Source organism: Bradyrhizobium sp. USDA 4473, from assembly GCF_054063335.1.
The window spans coordinates 7,651,574-7,667,638 of the sequence record NZ_JBSSGE010000001.1 but is presented as its reverse complement, the minus strand read 5'-3'; the positions used below and the strand labels follow the sequence as shown (position 1 = coordinate 7,667,638).

At 66.7% G+C, this 16,065-nt stretch carries 19 protein-coding genes; 14 read left to right on the top strand and 5 right to left on the bottom strand.

All coding sequences use genetic code 11. The annotated features are described in order from the left end of the window. Positions 1-12: 12 nt before the first annotated feature. Entirely contained in the window at positions 13-1,023 is a 1,011-nt protein-coding gene (gene hemC, locus ACVW17_RS35905) for a hydroxymethylbilane synthase (protein ID WP_456798676.1), read from the top strand. A gap of 6 nt (positions 1,024-1,029) precedes the next feature. Here hemC and ACVW17_RS35900 read toward each other — a convergent pair whose 3' ends face one another. The 3 genes from ACVW17_RS35900 to ACVW17_RS35890 are packed head-to-tail and all read right to left on the bottom strand — an operon-like array spanning position 1,030 to position 3,577. After that, positions 1,030-1,722: a DUF1045 domain-containing protein gene (locus ACVW17_RS35900; RefSeq protein ID WP_456798675.1), complete on the bottom strand. Its 693-nt coding sequence runs from the start codon at positions 1,720-1,722 to the stop codon at positions 1,030-1,032. A gap of 20 nt (positions 1,723-1,742) precedes the next feature. Next, entirely contained in the window at positions 1,743-2,915 is a 1,173-nt protein-coding gene (locus ACVW17_RS35895; protein ID WP_456798674.1) for an alpha-D-ribose 1-methylphosphonate 5-triphosphate diphosphatase, read from the bottom strand. After that, entirely contained in the window at positions 2,912-3,577 is a 666-nt protein-coding gene (locus tag ACVW17_RS35890; RefSeq protein WP_456798673.1) for a transferase hexapeptide repeat family protein, read from the bottom strand. The genes ACVW17_RS35895 and ACVW17_RS35890 overlap by 4 nt, the downstream gene beginning before the upstream one ends. A 201-nt stretch (positions 3,578-3,778) precedes the next feature. Between ACVW17_RS35890 and phnC the strand changes: the two genes are divergently transcribed. From phnC to phnE (ACVW17_RS35870), 4 genes are all read left to right on the top strand, one after another. After that, positions 3,779-4,594 (top strand): phosphonate ABC transporter ATP-binding protein, encoded by an 816-nt coding sequence (gene phnC, locus ACVW17_RS35885; protein ID WP_456798672.1) that lies wholly within the window; start codon positions 3,779-3,781, stop codon positions 4,592-4,594. An 80-nt stretch (positions 4,595-4,674) separates the two neighbouring features. Continuing rightward, positions 4,675-5,607, top strand: a complete 933-nt coding sequence (phnD, locus tag ACVW17_RS35880) for a phosphonate ABC transporter substrate-binding protein (RefSeq protein ID WP_456756240.1) — start codon at positions 4,675-4,677, stop codon at positions 5,605-5,607. 81 nt (positions 5,608-5,688) lie between these two features. Then, positions 5,689-6,573: a phosphonate ABC transporter, permease protein PhnE gene (gene phnE, locus ACVW17_RS35875; protein WP_456798671.1), complete on the top strand. Its 885-nt coding sequence runs from the start codon at positions 5,689-5,691 to the stop codon at positions 6,571-6,573. Next, entirely contained in the window at positions 6,570-7,418 is an 849-nt protein-coding gene (gene phnE, locus ACVW17_RS35870) for a phosphonate ABC transporter, permease protein PhnE (RefSeq protein WP_456798670.1), read from the top strand. Before phnE (ACVW17_RS35875) ends, phnE (ACVW17_RS35870) begins: the two co-directional genes overlap by 4 nt. Positions 7,419-7,571: 153 nt before the next feature. On the opposite strand, the gene phnF is transcribed toward phnE (ACVW17_RS35870), so the two are convergent. Next, positions 7,572-8,297: a phosphonate metabolism transcriptional regulator PhnF gene (phnF, locus tag ACVW17_RS35865; protein WP_456798669.1), complete on the bottom strand. Its 726-nt coding sequence runs from the start codon at positions 8,295-8,297 to the stop codon at positions 7,572-7,574. Positions 8,298-8,401: 104 nt separating this feature from the next. Between phnF and phnG the strand changes: the two genes are divergently transcribed. Genes phnG through ACVW17_RS35820 form a run of 9 tightly spaced genes read left to right on the top strand, consistent with a single transcriptional unit; the run spans position 8,402 to position 15,356 of the window. Then, a complete protein-coding gene (gene phnG / locus ACVW17_RS35860; RefSeq protein WP_456798668.1) occupies positions 8,402-8,863 on the top strand; it encodes a phosphonate C-P lyase system protein PhnG in 462 nt (153 codons plus the stop codon). A 4-nt stretch (positions 8,864-8,867) separates the two neighbouring features. Continuing rightward, positions 8,868-9,476, top strand: coding sequence for a phosphonate C-P lyase system protein PhnH (phnH, locus tag ACVW17_RS35855; protein ID WP_456798667.1), 609 nt, complete (start codon positions 8,868-8,870; stop codon positions 9,474-9,476). A gap of 3 nt (positions 9,477-9,479) precedes the next feature. Beyond that, a complete protein-coding gene (locus tag ACVW17_RS35850; RefSeq protein WP_456798666.1) occupies positions 9,480-10,583 on the top strand; it encodes a carbon-phosphorus lyase complex subunit PhnI in 1,104 nt (367 codons plus the stop codon). Further along, the gene (locus tag ACVW17_RS35845) at positions 10,580-11,464 is read left to right on the top strand and encodes an alpha-D-ribose 1-methylphosphonate 5-phosphate C-P-lyase PhnJ (protein WP_456798665.1); all 885 of its coding nucleotides are present in this window, start codon (positions 10,580-10,582) and stop codon (positions 11,462-11,464) included. The genes ACVW17_RS35850 and ACVW17_RS35845 overlap by 4 nt, the downstream gene beginning before the upstream one ends. Next, a complete protein-coding gene (gene phnK, locus ACVW17_RS35840) occupies positions 11,457-12,254 on the top strand; it encodes a phosphonate C-P lyase system protein PhnK (RefSeq protein ID WP_456798664.1) in 798 nt (265 codons plus the stop codon). Before ACVW17_RS35845 ends, phnK begins: the two co-directional genes overlap by 8 nt. An 8-nt stretch (positions 12,255-12,262) precedes the next feature. After that, positions 12,263-12,961, top strand: a complete 699-nt coding sequence (phnL, locus tag ACVW17_RS35835) for a phosphonate C-P lyase system protein PhnL (RefSeq protein WP_456798663.1) — start codon at positions 12,263-12,265, stop codon at positions 12,959-12,961. A gap of 13 nt (positions 12,962-12,974) precedes the next feature. Then, positions 12,975-14,129 carry an alpha-D-ribose 1-methylphosphonate 5-triphosphate diphosphatase gene (locus ACVW17_RS35830; RefSeq protein WP_456798662.1) on the top strand — a complete coding sequence of 385 codons (1,155 nt, stop codon included), beginning with the start codon at positions 12,975-12,977 and terminating at the stop codon, positions 14,127-14,129. After that, a complete protein-coding gene (gene phnN / locus ACVW17_RS35825; protein WP_456798661.1) occupies positions 14,126-14,722 on the top strand; it encodes a phosphonate metabolism protein/1,5-bisphosphokinase (PRPP-forming) PhnN in 597 nt (198 codons plus the stop codon). The genes ACVW17_RS35830 and phnN overlap by 4 nt, the downstream gene beginning before the upstream one ends. Positions 14,723-14,744: 22 nt before the next feature. After that, positions 14,745-15,356 (top strand): pyridoxamine 5'-phosphate oxidase family protein, encoded by a 612-nt coding sequence (locus ACVW17_RS35820; RefSeq protein ID WP_456798660.1) that lies wholly within the window; start codon positions 14,745-14,747, stop codon positions 15,354-15,356. 13 nt (positions 15,357-15,369) lie between these two features. On the opposite strand, the gene ACVW17_RS35815 is transcribed toward ACVW17_RS35820, so the two are convergent. After that, complete coding sequence (locus tag ACVW17_RS35815; RefSeq protein ID WP_456798659.1) at positions 15,370-15,969, bottom strand: TetR/AcrR family transcriptional regulator; 600 nt, start codon at positions 15,967-15,969, stop codon at positions 15,370-15,372. Positions 15,970-16,065: the final 96 nt, after the last annotated feature.

The window sequence follows — 16,065 nt, the reverse complement described above, 5'->3', positions numbered from 1 at the left end:
CCCCAGCCGTTGATGATCACGCGCAGCGGAGCTTTCGTGTCGGGACAGGTTTTGCGGATTGGGACGCGCAAGAGCGCGATGGCACTCGCGCAGACGGATGAGGTCGCGCGGCTGCTGCGCGCCTCGGCACCGGACCTTGCCGTCGAGATCGTCAAGTTCGAGACCCGCGGCGACCAGGACCAGACCAGCAAGTTGCTGCGTCACGGCGGCAAGGGCGGCGCCTTCGTCGCCGAGATCCGCGAGGCGATGCGCGCGGGCACCTTGCAGGCCGCGATGCATTCGCTGAAGGACGTGCCGGGCAATGAGGAGACGCCGGGTCTGGTCCTCGCGGCGATGCTGGCGCGCGACGCCGCCAATGACAGCCTGGTGCTGCGGCCGGGCCTGTCACTGGAGACCCTGCGCGCCGCCCGCGGCAAGGGCTTCATGATCGGTACCAACGCGGTGCGCCGCGCCGCCTATCTGCGCCGGCTGTTTCCGGAAGCAACCGTGATCCATTATCGCGGTGCTGCCGACACGCGAGTCGCAAAACTCGATCGCGGCGACAAGCAGCGATTGCCGGATGGCGGCGAGGTCGGGCCGGCGGATGCGCTGGTCATGGCGCGCTCCGGCCTCGAGCGCATCGGCATGACCGCGCGCATCGCACATGATTTCTCCGTCGGCGAGATGCTGCCGGCGGTCGGCCAGGGCATCGTCGCGGTCGAATGCGTCGCGACCGATTGGGCGACGCGGGCGCGGCTTGCCGCGATCGACAAGGCGGCGTCGCGGCTTGCCGCCGAGGCCGAGCGCGAGGTGCTGTGGGTGCTCAACGGCCATTGCAACTCGCCGATCGCCGGCCACGCTACGCTCTCCGGAAACGAGATGACGCTGCGCGCCTCGGTGCTCGACGAGGGAGGCGCCGGCTTCGTCGAGGTGACGCGGCGCGGGCCTTCGGATCGGCCGCGCGAACTCGGCCGCGCCGTCGGCATGGAGTTGTTGGAGAAAGGCGCCGCCGAGATCATCGCCCGCACCAGGGTGGACGAGTAGCGTCCGCTATTGCGCGCGCAAGGGCCAGCTGTCGATGATCCGGAACCTGGATGCACGATCGGCTTGCTTGAACAGCGCGATGCGGTCGATCGCGAGCGTCGCAAGCTCGATCGCCGCGAACCGCTCGCGCAGCTGCGCCACGATTGGACCGCGCCGTTCGTCGCTCAACCGCCCGGTCAGCGTCATGTGGAAGCGGAATTCCTCCATGACGTAGGGATAGCCCCAGCGGTCGAGATAGTCGCGCTGCCGCTCCGTGAGCCGTTCGGGTTTGCGCCGCGCGCGATCGTCGGGCGTGAGTGGCGCGCGAAACGCATCGAATTCGGTGACGCAGTCGGCGGCAAGCTGCTGCAATTCGTCCGAGCGGCCGGCCGGGGTCACGGCAATGAAGCCGCTGATGGCATCGACCACCGGTTCGATCACGGGAATGCGCCGTGCGCGGCCGGCGAAGGCGGCGCAGGCGTCAAGAAGTTCGGACTCGCTCCTGCCGTCGGCGAGCGCAGTGGGCGCCTTCAGCGTGGCGTGAAAACCGTATTTGCGCGGATCCGCCGTCACTTCGCGCCAGTCGGGCGCGACGCCATCGGGAAACGGCAGGTCGTTGCCGTCAACGGCATCGTAACCGAGCAGCGTCGAGCCGAAGCGATGCAAGGCGCTGTCGGGCGGCGGCGTATAATAGATCGCGTAGCGCGGGATGGAGGTCATGGCGGCAGAATAGAGCTTGACTACGCGGCCGCAACCGCCTTGCGCGGCGCGAACGAATGAACGAGGCAGCTTGCGTCAGCGAGATGCACCAGCCGCCCGGCCGCGATCACGGCGACGATGCGCGGGCGCATTGGCACCTTGTCGTCGACGACGATGACGTCGGCGCGGCAGCCCGTGGCGAGCACGCCGCGATCGGCGAGCCCGGCGGCGCGCGCCGGCGCCGACGAGATCAGGTCCCACGCCTCCGTAAGCGGCAGGATGCCGTCGGCGGCGAGCCGGAACGCCGCGAGCAGCTGCGCCGGATAATAATAATCCGACGCCAGCACCGAGCAGAGGCCCTGCGCGATCATGTCGGAGGCCTTGGTCCAGCCGGTGTGGCTGCCGCCGCGCACCACGTTGGGCGCGCCGAACACGATGAAGTCGCCGGCAGCCGCGGCATCGCGCGCGGTCTCCTCGTTGACGGGGAATTCGGCGATCGTGGCGCCGAGCGCACGAAACTCCTGGCGCATCGCCGGGCTGTTGTCGTCATGCGACAGCATGCGGATATCAGCCGCGCGTGCAGCCGCAGCCAGCCGCCTGATCGAGGCCGGCACCTCGGGACGGCGCGCCACGATCCGATCGAGCATGTCGTTGACGGCGTCGACGGAGAGTCCGCTACGTTCGGCGAGCTGGTTGCGCTTCTTCGGCTTGACGTTGCTGTGGTCGTTGAAGGCGAACAGGTCGATGCGGCCTTCGGTGAGCCATTGAATGATCTCGGCCTCGGCGTCGAGATTGTGGGTCTCGTGACGCAGATGGAAGCGGGTGTCAGCGGCGAGCTGCGGCCGCAGCGCCTCGATCGCATCGAGCAGCTTGCGCGCGTTCTCCGCGCTGCGCAGGCCAGGCTCCCACGACCAGGTGGTGCCGTGGAACACGGTGGTGATGCCGTTGGCGATCGCCTGGCGGTCGCTGTCGAGCAATGCGACGTCGGTCGGGAAGTCGACGCCCGGGCGCGGCATCATCTGCCGCTCGAACGCATCGCCGTGCAGATCGATGATGCCGGGCAGCACCAGCAGGCCCTCGGCATCGATATGGAGTGCGGCACGACCCTGCTCGGCGTCCAGCGCGCCGATGTCGCGGCCGGCGGTCCGCAGCGAGGTCTCGACCAATGCCCCGTCAACCAGCGCGCGCCCGCCTTCGATGAAGATATCCGTCACGATGCGGCGCTCCGTTGTTTGTCCAGTGATTGGGATACGGCCTCGGCCTCATACTTGTCGAGGAATTCTTCGGCCGTGAGCTTGCGAAAATCGGGCAGCACACGACGAAGTGTTTCGTGATCCCAGTCCCACCATGCGAGCGCCGCGAGGCGATCCGCCGTGGTCTCGGAGAAGCGCCGCTTGACCGGACGCGCCGGGTTGCCGGCAACTATCGTATAGGCGGGGACATCCTTGGTCACGATCGCGCCGGCGGCGACCACGGCGCCGGTTCCGATGTTCCGTCCCGGCAGCAGGATCGCGCCGTGACCGATCCAGACGTCATGGCCGATATGCACGTGATGCGCACGTCGCCAGTTGAAGAAGTCGATGTCGTCGCTCTCGCCGGGGAAGTAGGCGCTGGCGCGGTAGGTGAAGTGCGCCTGCGTCGCGCGATGCATCGGATGGTTGCCGGGGTTGATCCGGGTCATCGCCGCGATCGAGCAGAACTTGCCGATCGAGGTGTAGGTGATCTGGCTGTCGTTCACGACGTAGGAATAGTCATCCATGCTGACTTCAAGCAGGATCGTGCGCGCGCCGACCTCGGTATATTTGCCGAGCTTGCTCTCGCGGACCGACGCGGTCGGGTCGATGGTCGGCACAACCGAGAGTGTTTTTCCGGCCATCGGGGTCCTCCGCAATTCTTGCAAATCGTTGGCTTCCGGGGAGATGGGGCCCGTCATCGGGATGCTTGATGACGGCATCATGACGTTACGATGACGACATGCGAGCGGGTGTGGACGATCGCCGCACCGCAACGTCACGTCACATAACTGTAAAACGCCGGGGATAGCGATGGCCCAAACGCGACGCGGTTGGAGCATTGCATGCTGGTGGTGGAAGGTTTGACGTGCCGGTTCGGCACAAAAGCCGCAGTCGACAACGCATCGTTTTCGATCGCGCCGGGCAGCTTTGTCGGTGTGATCGGCCGCTCCGGTGCCGGCAAGTCGACCCTGCTGCGGATGATCAACCGTCTCGCCGATCCGACCTCCGGCCGCATCCTGTTCGAGGGCACCGATGTCACCGCGCTGCGCGGCAAGGAGCTGCGGCAGTGGCGGGCGCGTTCGGCGATGATCTTCCAGCAGTTCAATCTGGTCGGTAGGCTCGACGTGCTGACCAATGTGCTGATGGGCCGGCTTGCGCAGATTCCGTCCTGGCGCTCGCTGGCGCAGGTCTGGCCGGAGCAGGACAGGGCGCTGGCGATGTCTGCGCTCGATCAGTTCGATATTGCCCAGCTCGCGGCGCAGCGCGCCGACCAGCTTTCCGGCGGCCAGCAGCAGCGCGTTGCGATCGCCCGCGCGCTGGTGCAGGAGCCCGATATCATCCTCGCCGACGAGCCGATCGCCTCGCTCGATCCGCGCAACACCAAGATCGTGATGGATGCGCTGCTGCGCATCAACAAGCATTTCGGCATCACGGTGCTCTGCAACCTGCACTCGCTCGACCTCGCGCGAACCTATTGCGACCGCCTGGTCGGCATGGCGGCCGGCCGCGTGGTGTTCGACGGCGCGCCTGCGGCGCTGACTGACCATATCGCCCGCGAGCTCTATGACCTCGAGGCCAATGACGTCATCGGCGCGGCGCCGCTGCCCGCGCCCGACGGTGCGACCGCGCCGGCGCTCGGCACCGCTGCCGCGGCCTGAGCGTCGCGCATTTTTCTTGATCTGCGAGGCTGGGCGTTTTGCCCGGCCAACAGGTGTGTAACCACAAAAGAGGGGTAGTCATGTTCACTCGTCGCATCATTCTGGTCGGCGCTGCCGCGCTGGCCTTCGCCGGTTCGGCGTCCGCGCAGGACTGGAAAGCCAAATATCCGGAGCTGACCTTCGCGGTGGTGCCGGCCGAGAACGCCTCGGGCGTCACCGAGCGCTGGACGCCGTTCGTGGCGTATCTATCGAAGGAGCTCGGCGTGAAGGTCACGCTGCGCATCGCCAACGACTACGCCGCCGTGATCGAAGGTCAGCGCGCAGGCAACATCCAGATCGCCAGCTACGGTTCGGCGTCGTTCGCCCGCGCCCGCCTCACCGGCGTCAAGACCGACGCCTTCGCCAACGACATGAACCAGGACGGTTCGACCGGCTACTACTCGGTGTTTTACGTCAAGGCGTCGAGCCCCTACAAGAAGGTCGAGGATCTGAAGGGCAAGAACCTCGGCCTGGTCGACCCGAATTCGACATCGGGCAACAACGTGCCGCGCTTCGAGCTCGACAAGATGGGCATCCCCGATGCCGAGGGCTATTTCGGCAAGGTCGTGTTCACGGGCAGCCACGAAAACGCCGTGCTGGCGCTGGCGCAAGGCACCGTCGACATGGCGGCCAATCAGTGGACCAACGACGACGATTCGACGCTCGCGCAGATGCTGACCAAGGGCATGCTGAAGAACGCCGACGGCTCCGCGATGAAGAAGGACGACTTCCGCATCATCAACAAGTCGTCGCCGATCATCAACGGCCCCTACGCCTATAACTCCGACCTTCCGGAGGACCTGAAGGCGGCGATCGCCAAGGCCTTCTTCGACGCGCCGACCAAGGACAAGGCCGCGTTCGACCGTCTCTCCGACGGCCAGAAGAAGGGTTTCCATCCCGCCACGACCAAGGATTGGGACAGCACGATCGAGCTGATCAAGTTCGTCGACAGGCTGCGCAAGAAGGCGAGCTGATCGCACCACGGAGACATGCGGAGCCGGGTTTTTCATAACCCGGCTCTTTCCGTTGAACCTCCAGCCCGGCTGATCAACACGATGGCAACTGCCGTATCCATCCTTCCGGCCCAGCAACTGGCGGTGCTGGAAGACGCCTACCGCAAGGCGGTTGCGCGCAAGCGGCTGAGGGGCGCGCTGGCGACCGCGGCGTTCTGCGTCGCCCTGGTCGTCGCCGCGTTCGGCGCCGAGGTGAACCTGCGCACGCTGTTCACCTATTTCGGCAATTTCGTCAGTTATTTCGATCGCATCCTCACGCTCGATTCCGGCGCGCGGGTCTGGACCGACCCCGCCGAATGGTTCTGGGGCTGGCACAAATGGCTGAGGATGCTCGGCGAGACGCTCCTGATCAGCTATGTCGGCACGTTGACCGGCGCGGTGTTCGCCTTCGCGCTCAATTTCTTCGCCGCCCAAAATACCTCGCCGGGGCCCTGGGTGCGCTTCATCATCCGCCGCCTGCTGGAATTCGCCCGCACCGTGCCCGGCATCGTGTTCGCGCTGATCTTCGTGATCGCGTTCGGCCTCGGCCCGATGGCCGGCGTGCTGGCGATCGCGATCCACACCACAGGCGCGCTCGGCAAGCTGTTTGCCGAGATCGTCGAAAATGCCGACATGAAGCCGGTCGAGGGCATCCGCTCCACCGGCGCGAGCTGGCTGTCCTGCATGCGCTTTGCCATCCTGCCGCAGGTCTCGGCCGGATACGCCAGCTACGCGCTGCTGCGCTTCGAGATCAATGTCCGCGAGGCGTCGGTGATGGGTTTCGTCGGCGCCGGCGGCATCGGCCAGGAGCTCGTGGTCGCGATCCGCAAGTTCTATTACTCGGACGTCAGCGCCATCCTCGTCACCATTATCCTCACCGTGTTCATCATCGACATCTCGACCGGCTGGCTGCGCGGCCGGCTGTTCGGCAAGGAGACGCGCCGATGAGCCAGATGCCGAAGCCGGATGCCGCCGAACTCCGTGCGAAATATCCCGACGCCTTCGAGCGGCCGGCATCGGCGCGGCTGGCATTGCCCGCGATGATCGCGGTCGCGTTCGCGATCTTCGTGTTCGGCCTGGTCGATCTCGACTTCTCGCCGTCCAGGCTGATCTCGGGCGTCGGCCAGCTCGGCTGGATCACCATGCTGATGATCCCGCCGAATCCCGGCGCATCATTCCCGCTCTACATGCAGGCGCTCGGCGAGACGCTGTCGATCGCGCTGCTCGGCACCACGCTTGCGGCGCTGTTGGCGCTGCCGGTCAGCCTGCTGGCGGCCCGCAACGTCATCCCCTCGAATTTCATCCGATTCCCGGTGCGGCGCTTCCTGGACACGATCCGCGGCGTCGATACGCTGATCTGGGCGCTGGTCTGGATCAACGTCGTCGGGCTCGGTCCGTTCGCCGGCGTGCTCGCGATCATGGTCTCCGACTTCGGCGCGTTCGGAAAGCTGTTCTCCGAGGCGATCGAGGCGGCCGACCGCAAGCAGGTCGAGGGCATCCGCGCCTCCGGCGGCAATGCGCTGCATGAGATTCGCTTCGGGCTGCTGCCGCAGGTGCTGCCTGTCATCGCCGGACAGGTGCTCTATTTCATCGAGTCGAACACCCGCTCGGCCACCATCATCGGCATCGTCGGCGCCGGCGGCATCGGCCTGCAGCTCGCCGAGCAGATTCGCGTGCTGGAATGGCAGAAGGTGTCGTTCCTGATCCTGATGATCCTGATCGCGGTCGCTGCGATCGACTTCGTCTCGAGCAAGCTGCGCTTCGCCATCATCGGACGGCGAGCGGTGGCGTAGGACTCCACCTCGCCCCGCTCTTGCGGGGAGAGGTCGGATTGCGAAGCAATCCGGGTGAGGGGTGCTTCCCCGTGCTCATATCTGTCGAATTCGCGGAGACAGCCCCTCACCCCAACCCTCTCCCCGCAAGAGCGGGGCGAGAGAGCAGAGCGATCAGCCGTTCTCGACCAGAAACTCGACGCGCTCGGCGGCGAAGCGCGAGCGCTTGGTCACCAGCGGCTGGTCCAGCATGTCGACATCGGTGGCATCGACCACCAGCACCGGCCGTCCCAGCGGCAGGTCGAGCCGCGCCGCATCGGTGGCATCGGCAATCGCGGCGGTGATCCGGGTCGAGGCGCGGTGATAATCCTTCACGCCGTAATGTCCGAGCAGCTTGGTCATCGAGTGGACATTGGCGAACACGCTGCCGGCATCGGGAAATCGCTCGGCGGACAGCCATGTGGTGGAGACGCAGATCGGTGTCCGGTCGGCAAGCCGCACCGCTTCGATCCGGATCAGCGGCGCACCGATCTTCAGGCCCAGCTCACGCGCGATCTCGCGGTTGGCAATATCCTCACCGGCCTCGATCAGCTGGCCACGCGGTTCGTGGCCGCCGGCGCCGACGATCTCCGAGAATCGCGTGCGCGAGCGCAACGGATAGGCGAGGCGCTGGGCTTCGACATAGGTGCCGCTGCCGCGCTCGGCGCGCACCAGTCCGCGCTCCGCCAATGCGGCGAGCGCGCGCCGCACGGTGTGGCGATTGACGCGGTAAGTCTCGGCGATCTCCATCTCGCCGGGCAGCTTTTCGCCCGCGGCAAAGCGGCCGTCAGCGATGCCGCGCTCGATGCCGTCGGCGACCTGCCGCCACAAGGCGACGCCGGAACTTTCCTGCATGCTCATCGCGCGGTGATACCAGAAATCTTCGGTTTGTCACGAAACAGTCATGGCGCTCCGCTATCAAGTTGTCTAGTATCATAGACAACTTGATACAAGCAAGGTTGCCAATGAGTTCGACCGGATCAAACAGCAAGCAGGCCCAGCGCAAGGCTGCGATGACGGTGCTGGCGCACTCCGCGGCTGCGGATATCGCGGGCAGGCTGGCGGCGATCGCAATGCCCGCGCACGAGAACCTCCGTGAACCGGAAAACGGCCTTGTGATGCTGCGCGGACGGATCGGCGGCGACGGCGCGCCGTTCAATCTCGGCGAGGCGACGGTGTCGCGCGCGGCGGTGCGGCTTGCCACCGGCGAGGTCGGCTTCGGCTACACGCTCGGCCGCGATGCAGAGAAGGCGCGGATGATCGCGCTGTGCGACGCCATGGTGCAATCGGCGGCGTTGTCCGGCGAGGTGGAGACCAAGGTGATCGCGCCGCTGCGTGCCGCGATGAATGCTGAACGCGCCCGCAAGGCCGCGGAGACCGCGGCGACGCGGGTCGATTTCTACACGATGGTGCGCGGTGAGGGGTGATGCAATGACGACGATTGCCGAAATGCCCGCAGGCTTTGCCGACAAGGTGCTGTCGGCGCAATCCACCTTCCGTTCCGTGATGGATGCGATGGCGCGTCCAGGCAGCGTGCAGCGCGTCGCAGCAAGCGTCGGGGTGCCCGCCGGCATGATGCGCGGCTCGGCCGCGATCGCGCTGACGCTGTTCGATCACGACACGCCGATCTGGCTCGATGCCGCGATGTCGGCGACGCCGGATGTCGCCCGCTGGCTGAAGTTTCACGCCGGCGCGCCGGTGGTCGGGGATTCCTCGATCGCAAGCTTCGCGCTGATCGGCGATGCCGCGAACCTGCCAGCGCTGGAGCGCTTCGCGCTCGGCAGCAGCGAATATCCGGACCGGTCGACTACGCTGATTCTCCAGGTCGACAGCCTGACCCAGGGGCCGGCCTTCGAGCTGAAAGGGCCCGGCATCGACGGCAGCGCGTTGCTGCAGGCGATGATCAAGCCGCGCGATCTGTTTCAGCGGCTCGCAATCAACGAAGTCCTGTTCCCGCGCGGCATCGATGTCGTGCTGGTCCATGACGACGCCATTGTCGCGATCCCGCGCACCACGCGGCTGATCGCAAGCGGAGTGTGAGCGATGTATGTAGCCGTCAAGGGAGGCGAACGCGCCATCGAGAACGCTCATCGCCTGCTGGCGCATGAGCGGCGCGGCGATCGCGATGTGCCCGAGGTGACGCTGGCGCAGATCTCCGAGCAACTCGCGCTCGGTGTCGATCGCGTGATGACCGAGGGCTCGCTATACGACCGCGAGTTGGCGGCGCTGGCGATCAAGCAGGCGCGCGGCGACATGATCGAGGCGATCTTCCTGGTCCGCGCCTTCCGCGCCACGCTGCCGCGCTTCGGCGCCACCGAACCGGTCGACACCGGCGAGATGCTGGTGCGGCGGCGGATCTCCTCGACCTTCAAGGACGTCCCGGGCGGCCAGATCCTGGGACCGACTTTCGACTACACCCATCGCCTGCTCGATCCGCAGCTCGCGGCAGGCTTCATGCCGGAGCGGCCGGCCACCGCGGAGGCGTCGCAGGCGGCAACGCCGCGGGTCACCGATATCCTCGGCCGCGATGGCCTGATCGAATCCTCGCCGCAGGCAGATAGCAACGCGCCGGTCGGCGACCTCACGCGCGAGCCGCTGAGCTTCCCGGCCGATCGCGATCTGCGGCTGCAGAACCTGGCGCGCGGCGACGAGGGCTTCCTGCTCGCGCTCGGCTATTCGACGCAGCGTGGCTATGGCCGCAATCACCCCTTCGCCGGCGAGATTCGCTTCGGCGAGGTCGAGGTCGAGCTGTTCGCCGAGGACGTCGATTTTGCGGTGCCGTTCGGCTCGATCGAGCTGACCGAATGCCAGATGGTCAACCAGTTCAAGGGCTCGACATCAGAGGCACCGTGCTTCACCCGCGGCTATGGCCTCGCCTTCGGCCAGAGCGAGCGCAAGACCATGTCGATGGCGCTGGTCGACCGCGCGCTGCGGGCACGCGAGCTCGGCGAGGAAGCGGCGGCGCCGGCGCAGGACGAGGAGTTCGTGATGTCGCACTCCGACAATGTGCAGTCGACCGGCTTCGTCGAGCATCTCAAGCTGCCACATTATGTCGACTTCCAGTCCGAGCTCGGCCTGCTGCGCAAGCTGCGGCAGGAATTTGCCGAGGCCAATCAGGCGATCGAACTGCAGGAGGCCGCGGAATGAGCGCGCCGACATACAATTTCGCCTATCTCGACGAGCAGACCAAGCGGATGATCCGCCGCGCGATCCTCAAGGCGATCGCGGTCCCCGGCTACCAGGTGCCGTTCGCCAGCCGCGAGATGCCGATGCCCTATGGCTGGGGCACCGGCGGCGTGCAGGTGACGGCCGCGATCCTCGGTCCCGACGACGTGCTGAAGGTGATCGACCAGGGCTCGGACGACACCACCAACGCGATCTCGATCCGCAAGTTCTTCGGCAAGACCGCAGGTGTCGCGACCACGACCTCGACCGTAGAGGCGACCGTGATCCAGACCAGGCACCGGATTCCCGAGGCGTCGCTGCATGAAGGCCAGGTGCTGGTCTATCAGGTGCCGACCCCCGAGCCGCTGCGCTTCCTGGAGCCGCGCGAGACCGAGACGCGGCGGATGCACGCGCTCGCCGAATACGGCCTGATGCACGTCAAGCTGTACGAGGACATCGCGCGCTTCGGCCACATCGCGACCGCCTACGCCTATCCGGTGAAGGTGAATGCGCGCTATGTGATGGACCCGTCGCCGACCCCGAAATTCGACAATCCGAAGATGGACAATTGCGCGGCGCTGCAGCTGTTCGGCGCCGGCCGCGAGAAGCGCATCTACGCGATCCCGCCCTACACCACGGTGGTGTCGCTGGATTTCGAGGATCACCCGTTCACGCGGTACCGCTTCAACGCGCCCTGCGCGCTGTGCGGCGCCGACAATTCCTATCTCGACGAGATCGTCACCGACGACAGAGGCGGGCGGATGTTCGTCTGCTCCGACACCGACTTCTGCGAGCAGCGCCAGGCCGCCGGCCATCACGGCACCGAGAGCGCCGCGCCCCACAAGGAGAAGGCGCATGCCTGAGCTCGCAAGCCTCGACAACGACCAGCCGCTGCTGGTGGCCGACGGGCTCGCCAAGAATTACGGCCGGCTTCCCGCCTGCCGCGACGTCTCGTTCGCGCTGTATCCCGGCGAGGTGCTGGCGATCGTCGGCGAGTCCGGTTCGGGCAAGTCGACCTTGCTGCAACTGCTTTCGGCGCAGCTCGCGCCGAGCGCGGGCCGGGTGTCGTACCGGATGCGCGACGGCGTGCTGCGCGATCTCGCCGAGCTCGGCGAGGCCGAGCGGCGCTTCCTGTTCCGCACCGACTGGGGCTTTGTGCATCAGGACCCGGCGCAGGGATTGCGCATGGGCGTCTCGGCCGGCGCCAATGTCGGCGAACGGCTGATGGCTGTGGGATGGAATCACTACGGCCGGATCCGCGACACCGCATCGACCTGGCTGGAGCGGGTCGAGATCGATGTCGGCCGTATCGACGACGCGCCGAAAACCTATTCCGGCGGCATGCGGCAGCGATTGCAGATCGCGCGCAACCTCGTCACCGAGCCGCGGCTGGTGTTCATGGACGAGCCGACCGGCGGCCTCGACGTCTCGGTGCAGGCGCGGCTGCTCGACCTGATGCGCAACCTGGTCAGCGAGCTTGGCCTCGCCGCCATCGTCGTGACCCACGATCTCGCCGTTGCGCGCCTGCTGTCGCATCGCGTGATGGTGATGAAGGGCGGCCGCGTGATCGAGACCGGTCTCACCGACCAGGTGCTCGACGATCCGCGCGAGCCCTACACCCAGCTGCTCGTTTCCTCGATCCTGCCGCCATGAGCTTGCCAATGACCGCGATGATCGAACTTGCCAACGCCGAGAAGACCTTCACCATGCATCTGCAGGGCGGCGTCGAACTGCCCGTGGTGCGTGGCGTCTCGTTCCACGTCGTCGCAGGTGAATGCGTGGTGCTGTCGGGCCCGTCGGGCGCCGGCAAATCCTCGATTCTGAAGATGATCTTCGGCAACTATCGCTGCGACAGCGGCCGGATCGGCATCCGCCACCACGGCACGGTGATTGACCTTGCGACCGCCGAGCCGCGCCAGGTGCTCAGCATCCGCCGCTCGACCATCGGCTATGTCAGCCAGTTCCTGCGCGCGGTGCCGCGGGTGGCGACCATCGACGTCGTCGCCGAGCCGCTGATCGTCAACGGCGCGACGCGCGAGGAGGCCCGCGAGCGCGCCGGGAAACTGCTGCGCCGGCTCAACATCCCGGAGCGGCTGTGGACCCTGCCGCCCTCGACCTTCTCCGGCGGCGAGCAGCAGCGCGTCAACATCGCGCGCGGCTTCATCTCGAACCTGCCGATCCTGCTGCTGGACGAACCGACCGCTTCGCTCGACGCGCCGAATCGCGCCGTGGTGGTCGAGCTGATTGCCGAGAAAAAGACCAAGGGCGTCGCCATGGTCGCCATTGTCCATGACGACGAAATCCGTCATCTGATCGCCGACCGGATCGTCGACGTCACCTCGTTCGCCGCTGCCGCCTGAAGGACCGTTTGCAATGACCGCCAAGCAAGACACCATCATCGGCAACGCCCGGCTGGTCCTCGCCGATCGCGTGATCGAGCAGGGCTGGCTCGCGATCGCGGATGGCAAGATCGCCGAGTTCGGCGAGGGCAGGGCGCCGGAGGCTGCCGAGGATGCCGGCGGCGATCTGCTGATGCCCGGGCTGATCGAGCTGCACACCGACCATCTCGAGATGCACTACGTGCCGCGGCCGAAAGTGTTCTGGAATCCGGTTGCCGCCGTGATCTCCTATGATGGCCAGCTCGCGACCTCGGGCATCACCACGGTGCTGGATTCGCTGCGGGTCTGGCGCGAGGACGGCGCCGAGGATGTCGACGGCCGCGCCGGCGTGCTGGCGGCGGCGATCTCGGCCGCGCGCGAGGAGAACCTGCTGCGCGCCGATCACTTCCTGCATCTGCGCTGCGAGGTGCCGATGCCTGACGTCGTCGCCGAGGCCAAGGAGCTGATCGACCGGCCCGACGTGCGGCTGATGTCGCTGATGGACCACACGCCGGGCCAGCGCCAGTTCCGCGACGAGGTCAAGCTGCGCGACTACTATCGCGGCAAGGGCGGCGGCATGACCGACGCCCAGCTCGACGTGCTGTTCGCGCGGCGCTTCGCCTACCAGAAGGAATATGCCGTCGCCAACACCCGCGCGATCGTGGCGCTGGCGCATGCGCACAGGATCCCGCTGGCGAGCCATGACGACACCACGGACGAGAACGTGGTCGACGCCATCAACGACAAGGTCGCGGTCGCGGAATTCCCGACCACGATGGAAGCCGCGCGCGGCCTGCATGCGGCAGGCATCGACATCCTGATGGGCGCGCCGAACGTGGTCCGCGGCGGCTCGCACTCCGGCAATATCGCCGCGGTCGATCTCGCCAATGAGGGCATGCTCGACATCCTGTCGTCGGATTACATCCCGTCGAGCCTGTTGATGGCGGCGTTGCAATTGCCGCGGCATGTGCCGGCGATCGATCTCGCTGCTGCCGTCCGCACGGTGACCAAGACGCCGGCGGAAGCCGTCGGGCTCATCGATCGCGGCGAGATCGCGGTCGGCCGGCGCGCCGATCTGATCCGCGTCCACGTCGCGCGCGACCTGCCCGTGGTGCGCAGCGTCTGGCGCGAAGGGGGGAGGGTGGCGTGACCGACGCGTCCGTCATCGCCGGGCCGCATGCCAGCACGATCGGTCCCGGCCGGTTGATCCTGGTGGTCGGCCCGAGCGGCGCCGGCAAGGATACGCTGCTGGGGCTCGCGAAAGCGGCCTGCGCTGGTGATCGTGACATCGTGTTTCCCCGCCGCCTGATCACCCGCCAGGCCTCGGCGTCGGAAGACAATGAGGAGGTCAGCGCGGAAACGTTCCAGAACGCGGTTGCCGCCGGTGACTATGCGTTGCACTGGGAAGCGCACGGCCATCGCTACGCGCTGTCGCGGACGATCGACGACGAGATCCGCGCCGGGCGCACGGTGATCGCGAACGTGTCGCGCACCGTGATCGCGGCGGCGCGGCGCAACTATGCCAATGCGGTCGTGGTGTCGATCTCGGCGCCGCCGGACGTGCTGGCGGCACGGCTGGCCGCGCGGGCGCGCAGCAGCGACGGCCTGCTCGCGCAGCGGCTGTCTCGTACCGTCGACGAGAGCACGGCGACGCCCGATTTCACCATCGTCAATTCCGGCACCGCCGAATATCACGCGCGACAGCTGGTCCGCATCATCAAGGGCGAGCGCTGGGACGACTAACCACAGAGGGAGAACAGCACTGATGTCGGTGATCTCTACGATCGAGCAGCTTGAGGCGATCTACGGCTTTCCGAACGACGCGTCGACCGTGAAGGTCGCCGATCATGTGACGCCGCTCTATCGTGTGCTCATCGAGAAATCGCCATTCGTGTCGCTGGCGACCTCGGGGCCCGAGGGACTCGATTGCTCGCCGCGCGGCGACCTGCCGGGCTTCGTGCGCATCCATGATCCGAAGACGCTGATGATGCCGGATCGCCGCGGCAACAATCGCTGCGACTCGCTGCGCAACATCGTGCGCGATCCCCGCGTCGGGCTGCTGTTCCTGATTCCGGGCTCGGGCAGCACGCTGCGCGTCAACGGCCGCGCCTATGTCACGGCCGAGCCGGAGCTGCTCGCCTCCTTCAAGATGGAAGGCAAGGCGCCGCGTACGGTGATCGTGCTGACTGTGGACGAAATCTACTTCCAGTGCGCCCGCGCGATCGTGCGCTCCGACCTCTGGAATCCCGACAAGCGGGTCGATGCGACGACCTTGCCGACGCCGGGCCAGATCCTTGCCGAGATGAGCGAGCACACGGTCGGCGGCGAGACATATGATCGCGAGTGGCCGGAGCGTGCGCGCCAGACGATGTGGTGACGTAACGGGCCGCTCAGCCCTTCGTCTGCTCGTCGAACGCCTTCAGCGACACCGCAGCGATCTCGCGCAGCGCGTTGCGGTCGGCACCCGAGGAGGCCATCACGCACATGCCTGACGTCACCGCGGAGAGATAGCGCGCAAGCGTGGCTGGATCGACGCTCTCGCCGAGGTCACCTTCGGTCTTGGCGCGGTCGAAGCGTTTGCGCAACTGGTCCTCGGTTCGGGTGCGACGCGCCGCCAGTTCAAACGGAACGTTCTCCGAGCCGGTGCCGCAGGCAAGGCCGCCCTGCACCAGCAGACAGCCGGGCGGGTTGGCGGGGTCGGTCTGGGCGTCCGCATGCTCCATCACGAATCGTTCGGCCACCTCGTGCGCGGTCGGGGCATCAAGCACCCGGTCCATCCAGGCGTCGCGCTTCTCGGTGTAGCGGTCGAGCGCGGCCTTCAGCAGGCCTTCCTTGCTGCCAAAGGCGGCATACAGGCTCGGCGGATTGATGCTCATCGCCTCGGTGAGCTGCGCGATCGTCGCGCCCTCGTAACCATGGCGCCAGAACACATCCATGGCCCGGTCCAAAGCGGCGTCCGCGTCGAAGGCGCGGGGGCGTCCCATTCCCATTTGTCGTTGCTCCGTAAGCCGGGTGCCGTTTCTGCGACGGATTGTCCCCGGCTTATCCTCTTGTTGCACGTGATGTTTTTCCGCGTCTTCCCATTT